Here is a 12,502-nt window from a genome sequence, read left to right on the forward strand (position 1 = left end):
CGTCATGGCCTGTGGGTTCCGTGCCCATGCGGCGTACAGACGTTGTGTCAGCGCGGTGCCTGATTGGGATGACAGGGGAGCTTGCCGAATTCGATTGCACCGAGATCTGGCTGCGAGGGGTTGCGGGGGTTGCCGCAGAGGTCGTCGGTTACGCCCGGCAGCGGCTTGCCGTGGCTGACGATCGCATCACCATCGCGTAGCCCGAAATCGGCGACATCGGGCTCCATGAACCAGCGCTCGAATTCGCGGCGGCTGCCGATGAGATTGTCGGCCTCGTTCACGCTGGCGCCGTCCCTGCCCTTGATGCGCCCGGTCAGGACATTGTTGCGGATGTCGGCGTCGGTTTCGCCAAAGCGGGCGTCGATGCCGACCGTGCGATAGAGCGTGTTGTTGTAGACCCTGCTGCCGGCGGCGCGGTTGAGATAGATGCCGACGTCGTTGGCGCAGTTCAGCACCAGATTGTTGCGGATGATGCCGTCACGGTGTTCGGTCGAGCAGTCGTTGGCACGGCAGTACGATGCATCCGTACCGCCGCCGCCGAGCGACAGCCCGATGCGCACGCCGGCTTGTCCGCTCAGATGCATCTCGCAGATCACGAGGTTGCGCTCTATCACCGTGCCCTGTGCATTGCCCTTGACGAAGGCCCCGTAACTGGTCCGATCGCTGCGCCCCTTGATGAAGTCAGCGATCAGGTTGCCGCGGATCACCCAGCCGTCGGCACCGACGACGTCGATCGGCGTCACCGAATTGCCGGTGTTGCGCACGGCCGTGTTGTAAAGGGAATTGCCTTCTATCAAGGCCGCGTCCGGAGCGGTGAAGCGCCCTTCGATCTCGAAGCCGTTGGCCTTGATCATCGCATTGAAGTCATAGAGGCGGCTGTTGCGCACCACGGTATGGTGGCCGCGCCCGACGATGTGGAAGGCGTGTTCGCAATCATCGTGATCAGGGCATACGCCGCGGATATCGAGGTTTTCGAAGCGCCAGTACGGTGCTCCGACGACGAAGCCCTCCAGGGTATTCATGCGCAGCTGGGCATCTCCCAGGCGCGCTGCCCTGACCACGATCGGGCGTTCCGCGGTGCCGCCGCGCGACACGTCGATTCCGCGTACGTTGAGCGGGTATACGCCCGCCGCGAGTTCGATCACATCGCCCGGCTGGGCGGCCCGGATTGCCGCGATCAGGGTGGCCGGGTCGTGCACCTCGACGCGACGGAATTCCAGCGGCGGAGGTACCCCGGAGGCTTCGGGTTGCGCACCGATGCCCTGCCACTGCGCAACCGGCGGGAAGGTGCCGGCGGCGAGGGGCAGGTCGCGCAGCCCGAGGACATCGAGGGTGCGTCCCAGGGGCTCCGCGAGCGCGGGAAAGCGTCCCGTCGCCAGTGCTTCCAGCTTGCCCACGGCGACCGGCAGGGGCAGTTCGTTGCGCTGATAACCCCAGATGCCCACGGCGACCACGCTCAGCACGACGAGTGCCAGAAGCGCGATGACGGCCCTGAGCAGCCACTGGGCGAGACGTTTCATGAGCAGCCTCCGGGCTCGCGGTTCAGACCAGCACCTCGACGGCTGCCGGGTGGCTCAGGAAGGCCGCCGGGCTGGCGGTCGGGCCGTACGCGCCCGACTGCAGCACGACCACGAGATCGTCGACGTCGGCACGGGCCAGTTCCATCCGGTCGGCAAGGAGATCGAGGGGCGTGCACAGCGGCCCGACGACGCTCGCGACCTCGCGTGCGCTGCCGCGTACGCGGTTGCCGATGACCACGGGGTAGTTCTTGCGCACGACCTGCCCGAAGTTGCCGCTGGCGGCGAGAGCGTGATGCAGGCCGCCGTCGGTGATCAGGAACACCTGCCCGCGCGAAATCTTGCGGTCGATCACCCGGCACACGTAAACGCCGGCCTCGCCGACCAGGTAGCGCCCGAGCTCGATGATGGGGGCTGCGCGCGGGTGGATGGCGTGCAGGCGCTCCAGCAGGCCGGCGAGATTGTCGCCGACCGGTGCGAGGTCGAGCGGGAGATCGCCGGGAAAGTAGGGGATGCCGAAGCCTCCGCCGAAATTGAACATCGTCAGTTCGGCGGGCGCCTGCTCGGCGAGGCGCAGGCCGAGCTCGAAAGTCTTGTCGTGGGCCTCGATCAGCGCTTCGGCACGCAGGTTCTGCGAGCCGCAGAAGATGTGGAAGCCGCGGAAGTCCAGTGCGCGGGCGCCGATCGCGGCGAGCAGCGCCGGTACCCGTTCGGCGTCGACGCCGAAGGGCTTGGGGCCGCCGCCCATCTTCATGCCCGAACTCTTCAGCTCGAAATCGGGATTGACGCGCACCGCCACCTGCGGACGGCGCCCGAGCGCTTCGCCGATGCGCGTGACGCGTTCGAGTTCGGTCTCGGACTCGAGGTTGATGGTGATGCCGGCGGCGACGGCACATTGCAGCTCGGCGGGACGCTTGCCTGGCCCGGCGAAGCTGATGTCGTGCGCCGGCATGCCGGTGTCGAGGGCGACGCGCAGTTCGCCGGCCGAAGCGACGTCGAGCCCGTCGACCAGCGTGGCGAGGTGCTGCACCACCGCCGGCATCGGGTTGGCCTTCATCGCGTAGTGGATCTGCACGCCGTCGGGGAGCGCCGCGCGCAGCGTCGCCACGCGCTCGCCGATCAGGCGCCGGTCATAGGCGTAGAAGGGCGTCCGGCCGACGCGCGCGGCGAGTTCGGGCAGCGCGATGCCGCCGACCACCAGGCAGTCGTCGACCACCGGAAACTGCGTCAGCGGGGCATGCCCGGGGCGCGTCGCGCTCATGCCTCGGCTCCCGTGAACAGGCCCTCGATCTCGGCGGCCAGCGATTTGCGGTCGATCTTGCCGTTCGGGTTGCGGGGCAGGGCATCGCGGTGTACCACGGCGAGCGGCACCATGAAATTGGGTAGCTGGCGCCGGCAGTGCGCGAGCAGCGCATCGTCGCTGCCGGCGTCGTCGGCCGGCTTGATGACGGCGACGATGGCCTGGCCGAGCGTCGGATGGCTGATGCCGATCGCCGCCGCTTCGGCGACCAGGCCCGAAGCGTAGACGACCTCCTCGACCTCGGTGGGGCTCACGCGGTAGCCCGAGGTCTTGATCATGTCGTCCTTGCGGCCGATGAAGTACAGGAAGCCGTCCTCGTCCATCCTCACGGTGTCGCCCGACCACACCGCGAGTTCGGGGTTGACCAGTCCCGTCGGCTGTCCGGGCGCCGGGCGGTAGCGCTCGCGGGTCTTGTCGGGGTCGTTCCAGTAGCCCAGACCGACCAGCGAGCCACGGTGTACCAGTTCACCCGGCTCACCCGGCGCGCAGGGCGAGCCGTCCTCGCGCACGACCACGATCTCGGCGTACGGGATGGCCTTGCCGATCGAATCGGGGCGCCGGTCGAGCTCCTCCGGGGGCAGGAAGGTGGAGCGGAACGCCTCGGTGAGGCCGTACATCAGGTAGGGCGTGGTGTGCGGCAGGCGTGCGCGCAGGGTGTCGAGCGTCGCGCGCGGCATCTTGCCGCCGGAGTTGGTGATGTAGCGCAGGCTCGCGACGGCGCCGGCCGGCCACTCCAGCTGCGCCAGCTGGACCCACAGCGGCGGCACCGCGGCCAGCCCGGTGATGCCTTCGCGGGCGACCGCGTTGACCACGTCGCGCGGCAGCAGGTAATCCATCAGCGTCACCCGGGCGCCGACATGGAACGCCGTGGTGAGCTGCGACAGGCCGTAGTCGAACGAGAAGGGCAGCACGGCGAGCAGGTGGTCGTCGGCGGTGTTGCCGAGGTAGCTCGATACGCTCCAGGCGCCGCTCAGCATGTTGCGATGCGACAGCACCACGCCCTTCGGCCGACCGGTGCTGCCCGAGGTGTAGAGGATCGCCGCCATGTCGGTGTCGATGCGCCGGTGCGGGCGCCCGGCGGCGCCGGCCTCGAGCAGTTCGTGCCAGTGCAGGGTTTCCACGTGGTGCAGGCGCGGCGCGGCGCCGGTTTCGGCGGTCCCGTCGAGCACCACCCGGGTGTGCAGATCAGGACACTCGCGCAGCACCGGTTCGAGCAGCGCGGCACGCTCGCGGTCGGTCACCAGCACCCGCACGTTGCAGTCGCGCAGGATGTAGGCGACCTGCTCGGCTTTCAGCAGCGGGTTGACCGGCACGAACACACCGCCTGCGGCAGCGGCACCGAAGATGGCGGCGACCGTTTCCGGGCGCTTCGGCAGGTAGACGGCCACGCGCTCGGACGGCCCGAGCCCGAGGGCGGCGAAGGCGCGCCCGAGGCGTTCGACGGTGGCGGCGAGTTCGTCGTAGCGCATGGCGGACTGCTTGTGGCGGATCGCCGGCGCATCGCCGTGGCTGTGCGCTCGGCGCACGATCAGCTGGTGAAGAAGTTCCTGCATGGTCCAAGCTCCGCTTGATCGGAGGGCGGGCGGGCCCGCGGCGGCGGTATTGTGGCAAGTCGCCGCCATCGCGGACACCGGAGGCGGCCGTCGGCCGGCAAATTCTCGCAAACCGTGGCGTCCCGCGGCGGGCGGGTCAGGAGTCGTGGGCGTTCGCGGAGAGCTGCCGGTCGATCATGTGCAGCAGCTTGTACAGCTCGGACGGCATCTGGGAGAAGGCGCTGTCCCGGCGCCAGACGAAGGGCGCGCGCGGGCCGTGGTAGTCGACGACCTCGCCGATCTGCGCGCAGGGCAGCCCGAAGCGACGGATCAGCCGCGCCAGCGGCGGCTCCATCATCGCCACCACGTATTCGCAGCCGGCGTTGAGGCCCATCGCCGTCATCGCCATGAACAGGCTGACCGGCAGGTAGGGGAAGTTGTCGCGTCCGGCGATGGCGACCGGATGCTCCGCCGGCAGGCTCACCGGCTTGTGCTGGTCGGTGGCGCGCCGGCGGAACTGGGCCGGGATCGCCAGGCGCGAGCATTCGCCGATCAGGCGCCGCTCCACCGTCGACGAATCGAACAGGTCGCGACGCAGTGCGTGGCTGCAGTAGCGTTCGAACGGCAAGGGCGCATCGGGATCGGCGGGGTCGGTCAGCACCAGCCGAACGCAACCGGCGGCCTGGCCGGTGGGGCGATGCACAGCCAGGCAGTGCCGCGACTGGTCGTCGTAGTCGTCGCGCTCGAGTCCGTCGGGGCAGTCCTCCTCGCGCTCGAAGCCGAATTCGCGGCAATAGACGTCGTAGCGGATGCGGTGGACACGCTCGCGCAACTGCGACGTGTCGGCGGGGGTGACGTAGAAGTAGCGGTTGAACGCCTCGGTGATCGACGGAGCGTTCATGTCGTGAGGCGCCGGGAGGGGAGGGCGTGCCACGGTGCCTTCGCATACCCCGGCACCCGACGAGTGTCGGGTGCCCGGTTGCATGGATCGGTGAGTGGCAAAAAAACTGACATCATCAGATCGGCGGTATGGACCGCTACACTCCCCATGCTGCGCGTCCGGCTTACGGGGCCGGACGCTTAGCGCACCTCTCGCGGGCCTCTAGCCGCGCCAGCGGTATGATGCGATATCCAATGGATTCATGAGCTTGCGTTCACAGACGAACTGGTGTCGACGCCCACGTGCCCCACGGTATCCGTTGCCTGCGGTGATCTCCGCCGCGTGCCTCACGAAGTCCTTATAGTGACACACACCCGTATGTCAGCAAATGGCGCGCCGACCCACATCGGTGCGACACTTCATCACAGTCGGGAACTTCCGGGCAATCAGCATGTCTTTTTGTTTTCGCATGCAAAGACATGCGTGCTTGCCGACAGGCCACCAGAATCCCTACCACGGAGACGATTGATGAAGTCCTTCCTCGCGATGTGTTTGCTGTTCCTGACGGGCGCGTGGTTCGTGCCGGAGGCCGAGGCTGCGCGCATGGGCGGCGGCAAGAGCATGGGGCGGCAGGAATCCACGTGGTCTCGCCAGGCCGCGCCGGGCCCGTCCGCACCGGCGGCGCAGCCGCGTCCCGCGGCCGACCCGGCGATGGCCAGGCCAGCGGGCAGTCGGTGGGCGGGGCCGATCGCCGGGCTCGTCGCCGGCGGACTGCTCGGCGCCCTGTTCTTCGGCGGTGCCTTCGAGGGCCTGCAGATGGCCGACGTGCTGGTGCTGGTGCTGGTGCTCGCCGCGGTGGTGTTCTTCGTCAGGCGCATGCGTCGCGCGCGCGTCCAGCCGGTGCCGGCGACGGCGCAGGCCTACGCGGCGCCGGCCGCTGCCGCTGCCGCCGGTCGCGTGGCCGCGCCGACGATCGGCTCCGGGCTCGGCGGGCAGGCGGGCGAAGCCCGTCCGGCATGGTTCGACGAGGCCCGCTTCCTGCAGGGCGCCAAGACCCACTTCATCAACCTGCAGGCCGCCTGGGATCGCGGTGACCTCGAGAAGCTGCGCGAGTACGTGACCCCCGAACTGCACGCCGAACTGGCGCGCGAGCGTGCGCAGCCCGGCAACGAAGCGCCTTACACCGAGGTGGTGGAACTGCATGCCGAACTCGTGAGCTTCCGCACCTACCCAGACCACGTGCTCGCCAGCGTGCGCTACTCGGGCCTGATCCGCGAGGCGCGTGGTGCCGAGCCGCAACGCTTCGTCGAGGTCTGGAACGTGCAGCGTGGCATGGGCGATGCCCGCGCCAACTGGTACGTGGCCGGCATCCAGCAGCAGACGGATGCCTGAGCGCGTGAGCGGCGTGCGGCTGTACTCGACGGTGGGCTGTCACCTCTGCGAGCGGGCGCAGCGGATCGTGCTCGAATGCTTGGGGCAGCCGGCGGTCGAGGTCGACATCGCCGACGACGAGGCACTGATGGCGCGCTACGCCACCCGCATCCCGGTGCTGGCGCGCCTCGACACCCGTGCCGAACTCGCCTGGCCGTTCGGGGCCGACGACCTGCGCGCCTTCCTCGGCGCCTGAACGCCGCCGCGCCTGCGTGACGCCGTCACCAAAAAAGAACCCGCCTGACGGCGGGTTCTTTCGTCTTGGGCAGTCGCCTCAGAATTCGCGGCGGCGCTGGGGGCGTCCGTCGGCGCTGGGGCGGCGTGCCGGCGTGCCGTCACGCGGAGCGCGGTGCGATTCGCCGCTGCCGGTGCGCGCGTCGCGGCCGAAGCCGTTGTTGCTGCTGCGCATGCCCTCGCCGCTGCGGCGCGGGCCATAGCCCTTGCCGCGCGGGCCCGAGGAGGACGGGCGGCGCGGGGGCAGGCGGCGCAGCCGGCGCGTCGGCTCCAGGCCTTCGAGCACCGATTCCGGCAGGGCCTGGCCGGTGTAGCGCTCGATGCGCTCCAGGTGGCGGATGTCCTCGGGCGTGGCGAGCGCGATGGCGATGCCCGAGGCGCCGGCGCGCCCGGTGCGGCCGATGCGGTGCACGTAGTCCTCGGCGAACTTCGGCAGGTCGAAATTCACCACGTGGCTGATGCCGCTGACGTCGATGCCGCGCGCGGCGACGTCGGTGGCCACGAGCAGGCGCACGCGCCCGCTGCGTAGGTGCGCGAGGGTGCGGTTGCGTACCGACTGCGGCATGTCGCCGTGCAGCGGCGCAGCTGCCAGGCCGCGTTCACGCAGCGCGTCGGCGAGCGCGTCGACGTCGCGCTTGGTGGCGACGAACACGATCGCCTTGTCGACGCTCGAGCAGCTCAGTACGCGTTCGAGCAGGCGACGCTTGTGGGCGTGGTCGTCGGCGACGTGCAGGCGCTGCTCGATGTTCGCCTGGTTCTCGGCGGTGACCTCGATCGCGACGCGCACCGGGTCACGCAGCAGGCGCTCGGCCAGGCGCTGCATGGTGGCGTCGAGGGTGGCGGTGAACAGCAGGGTCTGGCGGTCTTGCGGCAGGGCGGCCGAAATGGCTTCCACGTCGTCCTTGAAGCCCATGTCGAGCATGCGGTCGGCCTCATCGAGTACCAGCAGTTGCACCTGCGACAGGTCGAGCCGGCCGCGCTCCATGTGGTCGAGCAGGCGGCCCGGCGTGCCGACGACGAGGTCGAGCGGTCCGGAGAGCGCGCGCAACTGCGCGGCGTAGGGCATGCCGCCGACGATGCTGGCGGTGGCGACGCGCAGGTAACGGCCGTACTTCTTGGCGGCGTCGGTGACCTGGGCGGCGAGTTCGCGGGTCGGGGTCAGCACCAGCACGCGCGGCGTGCGGCGGCGTTCGGTGAGCGGCGTGGTGAGGGCCTGCAGCGCCGGCAGCATGAACGCGGCGGTCTTGCCGGTGCCGGTCTGGGCCGAGGCGATCACGTCGCGGCCGGCGAGTGCTTCGGGGATGGCTTCGGCCTGGACCGGCGTCGGCGCGGTGTAGCCGGCCTCGGTCAGGGCGCGGAGGATGGCGGGGTCGAACTGAAAATCGGCAAAGGACATCGGGCGGTTCCATTGTGAGTCACAACGGCACGGCGCACGGACCGCGAGCAGCGGGAGCGGGCAGGACGGGAGGCGCCGGTGCGGGAAACATCGTCGCCAACCGGACTAACGAGGGGCGGCGCGGGCGCCATCCCGGGGAGGGTCAGAGAGCGATGAAGGCATCGCGTCGTGGTCGACGCGAAGGCGCGCACTATACGCATCTGCGCCCCGCGCCGCCAGCGACATCGGCTGCGCGGGGCGCGCGCCGCGCCGCGATCCGCAACGCCGGCGGGTGCCCGCGCGCTACGGGTGTACGCCGAAAGCCACCGTGGCGGGCGTTCGCGGGTGGTTTCACCGACACAGCCGCGTCCGGGACTTGACCTTGTACGGAACTGGCACAGGCTGTTGTTCAGCGCCGGGCGCGTGCCGCCCCGGTGCGGGCCCGACGGCCCCGCCCCCCGACCACCCCAGCAGGGAGATTCACGATGCGACAGCACCACCTTCACGCGGCACTCGTGGCGCTCGCCACCGGCAGCGTGTGCGCCGGCACGGCTCACGCGGCCGGCTTCCAGATCACCGAAGCCAGCGTCGCCGGGCTCGGCCGCGCCTTCGCCGGTGCCGGCCTGGTCGGCGACGACCTCTCGGCGGTGGCCTACAACCCCGCCGGCATGACCCTGCTGAGCGGTACCGCGGTGCAGGGCGGGCTGACCTTCATCGATGCCGACGCCTATTTCAGCGGCAGTTCGACGCGCCACGTCGGCCCGCTCGCGCGCAGCGAGAGCGGACGCGACAACGCCGGTGCCGGTGCGGTGGTGCCGAACGGCTACTTCGTCACCGAGATCAACGAGCGCATGCGCTTCGGCCTCGGCGTCAACGCCCCCTTCGGCCTGCGCACCGAATACGGCCGCGACTGGGTGGGGCGCTACCACGCGGTCGAATCGGACCTGACCACGGTCGACATCAACCCGTCGCTCGCCTTCCGCATCAACGAGCAGTTCTCGATCGGCATCGGCGTGAGCTACCAGTACGTCGACGCCACCCTCACCCAGCGCATTCCCGGCCTGCGCCCGACCGGCACGGTGCCGCCGCTGGTGCCGGCGGCCGACGGCTTCGGCAAGGTCGAGGGCGACGACTGGAGCTGGGGCTGGAACCTCGGTGCGATGTGGGAGATCGACCCCGACACCCGCCTCGGCATCAGCTTCCGCTCGAAGATCAAGCAGGAGCTCGAAGGCGATCTCGAAACCACGCGCAAGGCCGGCACCCTCGTCAACAACCGCCCGCTGCCCGCCGACGTGACCGTGCGCAGCGACGCCTCCGCCGAGGTCGACCTGCCGGAGACGGTCGGCCTGATGTTCTACAAACGGCTCGACCCGAAGTGGGGCGTCGCCGCGGCGGCGCGCTGGACCAACTGGAGCCGCTTCCAGGAACTGCGCATCGAGTCCACCGGCTTCGCCGGCGGCGCCTCGGTGACCGAGGAGAACTGGGAGGACACCTGGGCGCTGTCGGTGGGCGTGGACCACTACTACAACGAGCAGTGGACGCTGCGCGCTGGCATGGCGTGGGACCAGTCGCCGGTGCCGAACAGCGGCGATCGCACCGCGCGCATCCCCGATTCCGACCGCTTCTGGCTCAGCGTCGGCGCGAGCTACCGGCCGAGCAAGAACGTCACCGTCGACATGGGGCTCGCGCACCTGTTCTTCCGCGACGCCGACACCTCCGACGCGATCAGCAGCGGCCCGACCTTCGGTGACCAGCTCAACGGCAGCTACAACAGCAGCGCCAACCTGGTCGGCGTGGCGGTGCAGTACCGTTTCTGAGCGACCGACGCCGCGGCGGCGCCGCAGCCGGCGCAAGGAGAGACCCGATATGACCCGAGGACCGTTCGTTCGCCGCGTGGCCGTGCTCGGCGCCGGCGTGATGGGGGCGCAGATCGCGGCGCACCTCGCCAACGTCGGCGTGGAGGTGTGGCTGTTCGACCTCCCGGCCGACGCCGCCGACCCCCGTCGCACCGCGCGCGACGCCATCGGCCGGCTGGCGAAGCTCGACCCGGCGCCGCTCGCCAGCCCGGCGCGCGCCGGGCTGATCCACCCGGCCAGCTACGCCGGGGACCTCGGCCAGCTCGGCGCCTGCGACCTGGTCATCGAGGCCATCGCCGAGCGCATCGACTGGAAGCACGCGCTGTACGCGCGCATCGCGCCGGCGCTGGCGCCGCACGCGGTCCTCGCCAGCAACACCTCGGGCCTCGGCATCGACCGCCTCGCCGAGGCGCTGCCGGCGGCGCTGCGCGCGCGCTTCTGCGGCGTGCACTTCTTCAACCCGCCGCGCTACATGGCGCTGGTGGAGCTCGTGCCCGGCGCGGCGACCGCGCCCGAGGTGCTGGACCGGCTCGAAACCTTCCTGACCACCACGCTCGGCAAGAGCGTGATTCGCGCCCGCGACACGCCGAACTTCATCGCCAACCGCATCGGCGTGTTCTCGATCCTCGCGGTGATGCACCACACGCAGGCCTTCGGCCTGCCGCTGGACCTGGTCGACGCGCTCACCGGGCCGGCGATCGGGCGGCCGAAGAGCGCCACCTACCGCACCGCCGACGTGGTCGGGCTCGACACCCTCGCGCACGTGGTCAGGGGCTCCGCGGCGGTGCTCGCCGACGACCCCTGGGCCGCGCACATGGTGCTGCCGGCATGGCTCGACGCGCTGATCGCGCGCGGCGCGCTCGGGCAGAAGAGCGGCGCCGGCCTCTACCGCAAGGACGGCAAGGCCATCCTCGTGCTCGACCCGGCGCGCGGCGACTACGTGCCGGTCAGCGCCGCGGTCGACCCCGGGGTCGCCGCGCTGCTCGCCCGGCCCGACCCGGCCGAGCGGCTGGCCGCGCTGCGCGCGAGCGCGCACCCGCAGGCGCGCTTCGTCTGGGCGATCCAGCGCGACGTGTTCCACTACGCCGCGCACTGGCTCGCCAGCATCGCCGACAACGCGCGCGATCTCGACCTGGCGATGCGCTGGGGCTTCGGCTGGGCGCAGGGGCCGTTCGAGACCTGGCAGGCCGCCGGCTGGCGCGAGGTCGCCGGCTGGATCGCCGAGGACATCGCCGCCGGGCGCGCGCTCGGCGCCACGCCGCTGCCGGCCTGGGTCGCGACGGTCGACGGGGTGCACCGGCCGCAGGGCAGCTACGCGCCGGCCGGCGACGCCTGGCGGTCGCGTTCCGCGCTCGCGGTCTACGCGCGCCAGCCCTACCCGGAGCGGGTGTTCGGCGAGGCGCCGCCGGCGTACGGCGAAACCGCCTACGAGGACGCCGGCGTGCGCCTCTGGCACGACGGCGACCGCATCGGCGTGCTGTCGTTAAAGAGCAAGCTGCACACCCTCGGCGCGGCGGTGATCGAGGGTATCAGCGCCGCGCTCGCGCTCGCCGAGACGCGCTTCGACGCGCTGGTGATCTGGCCGACCGAGGCGCCGTTCTCGGTCGGTGCCAACCTGGTCGAATTCGGCCCGCTGCTCGCGGCGGGGGATCTCGCGGGCTTCACCGCTGCCGTCGCGCGCTTCCAGCAGACCCTGCTGGCGCTGCGCGACAGCCCGCTGCCGGTGGTCGCCGCGGTGCAGGGGCTCGCACTCGGCGGCGGCTGCGAGCTGCTGCTGCACTGCGACCGCGTGGTCGCGGCGCTGGAGAGCTACATCGGCCTGCCCGAGGCCGGCGTCGGGCTGCTGCCGGCCGGCGGCGGCAGCAAGGAGCTGGTCCGCCGCGCCGCGCTCGCCGCGCAGGGCGCGGACCTCTACCCCTTCGTCAAGTCGGCCTTCGAAACCATCGCGATGGCCAAGGTCGGCAGGAGCGCCGAGGAGGCGCGCACGCTCGGCTTCCTGCGGCCCGACGACGTGATCGTCGCGCACCCGCGCGAGCTGCTGTACGTGGCGAAGAGCGAGGCGCGCGCGCTCGCCGAGCGCGGCTACCGTCCGCCGCCGGCGCAGCCGATCCGCGTGCTCGGCCGCGGCGGGCTCGGCACGCTGAAGCTCCTGCTGCTGAACATGGCCGAGGGCGGCTTCATCTCCGCGCACGACCACGCCATCGCCGTGCGCGTCGCCGAGGTGCTCTGCGGTGGCGACCTCGATGCCGACAGCGAGGTGACCGAGGCGTGGCTGCTCGACCTGGAGCGCCGCCACTTCGTCGCGCTGGCCGCCACCGCCCCCACGCAGGCGCGCATCGAGCACATGCTGAAAACCGGCAAGCCGCTGCGTAACTGA

At 70.8% G+C, this 12,502-nt stretch carries 9 protein-coding genes; 4 read left to right on the forward strand and 5 right to left on the reverse strand.

Features of this window, described 5'->3' with window-relative positions; translation table 11 throughout:
* Positions 1-47 precede the first annotated feature (47 nt).
* From EV699_RS09825 to EV699_RS09840, 4 genes are all read right to left on the reverse strand, one after another.
* On the reverse strand, positions 48-1,520 hold the full coding sequence (locus EV699_RS09825; protein WP_132542143.1) for a right-handed parallel beta-helix repeat-containing protein: 1,473 nt from the start codon (positions 1,518-1,520) through the stop codon (positions 48-50).
* Between the two features lie 22 nt (positions 1,521-1,542).
* Positions 1,543-2,778, reverse strand: coding sequence for a pyridoxal-dependent decarboxylase, exosortase A system-associated (locus EV699_RS09830; protein WP_132542145.1), 1,236 nt, complete (start codon positions 2,776-2,778; stop codon positions 1,543-1,545).
* Positions 2,775-4,370, reverse strand: a complete 1,596-nt coding sequence (locus EV699_RS09835; RefSeq protein WP_132542147.1) for an acyl-CoA ligase (AMP-forming), exosortase A system-associated — start codon at positions 4,368-4,370, stop codon at positions 2,775-2,777. The genes EV699_RS09830 and EV699_RS09835 overlap by 4 nt, the downstream gene beginning before the upstream one ends.
* Before the next feature lie 136 nt (positions 4,371-4,506).
* A complete protein-coding gene (locus tag EV699_RS09840; protein ID WP_165904087.1) occupies positions 4,507-5,250 on the reverse strand; it encodes a PEP-CTERM/exosortase system-associated acyltransferase in 744 nt (247 codons plus the stop codon).
* A gap of 507 nt (positions 5,251-5,757) precedes the next feature.
* Between EV699_RS09840 and EV699_RS09845 the strand changes: the two genes are divergently transcribed.
* Entirely contained in the window at positions 5,758-6,621 is an 864-nt protein-coding gene (locus EV699_RS09845; RefSeq protein ID WP_132542151.1) for a Tim44 domain-containing protein, read from the forward strand.
* Positions 6,614-6,856, forward strand: a complete 243-nt coding sequence (locus EV699_RS09850; RefSeq protein ID WP_132542153.1) for a glutaredoxin family protein — start codon at positions 6,614-6,616, stop codon at positions 6,854-6,856. Before EV699_RS09845 ends, EV699_RS09850 begins: the two co-directional genes overlap by 8 nt.
* Before the next feature lie 78 nt (positions 6,857-6,934).
* Here the strand turns inward: EV699_RS09850 and EV699_RS09855 are convergent, their stop codons facing one another.
* Positions 6,935-8,290: a DEAD/DEAH box helicase gene (locus EV699_RS09855; protein ID WP_132542155.1), complete on the reverse strand. Its 1,356-nt coding sequence runs from the start codon at positions 8,288-8,290 to the stop codon at positions 6,935-6,937.
* Positions 8,291-8,754: 464 nt separating this feature from the next.
* On the opposite strand from EV699_RS09855, the gene EV699_RS09860 reads away from it, so the two are divergent.
* Positions 8,755-10,086 carry an OmpP1/FadL family transporter gene (locus tag EV699_RS09860; protein WP_132542157.1) on the forward strand — a complete coding sequence of 444 codons (1,332 nt, stop codon included), beginning with the start codon at positions 8,755-8,757 and terminating at the stop codon, positions 10,084-10,086.
* Between the two features lie 49 nt (positions 10,087-10,135).
* Complete coding sequence (locus EV699_RS09865) at positions 10,136-12,502, forward strand: 3-hydroxyacyl-CoA dehydrogenase/enoyl-CoA hydratase family protein (RefSeq protein ID WP_132542159.1); 2,367 nt, start codon at positions 10,136-10,138, stop codon at positions 12,500-12,502.

The organism is Plasticicumulans lactativorans, assembly GCF_004341245.1.
Classification (GTDB): Bacteria; Pseudomonadota; Gammaproteobacteria; order Competibacterales; family Competibacteraceae; genus Plasticicumulans_A; species Plasticicumulans_A lactativorans.

What these genes read in the sequence shown, in the direction of transcription:
- EV699_RS09825 (WP_132542143.1), bottom strand. Translation starts at nt 1,520, where the DNA reads ATGAAACGTCTCGCCCAGTGGCTGCTCAGGGCCGTCATCGCGCTTCTG.
- EV699_RS09830 (WP_132542145.1), bottom strand. Translation starts at nt 2,778, where the DNA reads ATGAGCGCGACGCGCCCCGGGCATGCCCCGCTGACGCAGTTTCCGGTG.
- EV699_RS09835 (WP_132542147.1), bottom strand. Translation starts at nt 4,370, where the DNA reads ATGCAGGAACTTCTTCACCAGCTGATCGTGCGCCGAGCGCACAGCCAC.
- EV699_RS09840 (WP_165904087.1), bottom strand. Translation starts at nt 5,250, where the DNA reads ATGAACGCTCCGTCGATCACCGAGGCGTTCAACCGCTACTTCTACGTC.
- EV699_RS09845 (WP_132542151.1), top strand. Translation starts at nt 5,758, where the DNA reads ATGAAGTCCTTCCTCGCGATGTGTTTGCTGTTCCTGACGGGCGCGTGG.
- EV699_RS09850 (WP_132542153.1), top strand. Translation starts at nt 6,614, where the DNA reads ATGCCTGAGCGCGTGAGCGGCGTGCGGCTGTACTCGACGGTGGGCTGT.
- EV699_RS09855 (WP_132542155.1), bottom strand. Translation starts at nt 8,290, where the DNA reads ATGTCCTTTGCCGATTTTCAGTTCGACCCCGCCATCCTCCGCGCCCTG.
- EV699_RS09860 (WP_132542157.1), top strand. Translation starts at nt 8,755, where the DNA reads ATGCGACAGCACCACCTTCACGCGGCACTCGTGGCGCTCGCCACCGGC.
- EV699_RS09865 (WP_132542159.1), top strand. Translation starts at nt 10,136, where the DNA reads ATGACCCGAGGACCGTTCGTTCGCCGCGTGGCCGTGCTCGGCGCCGGC.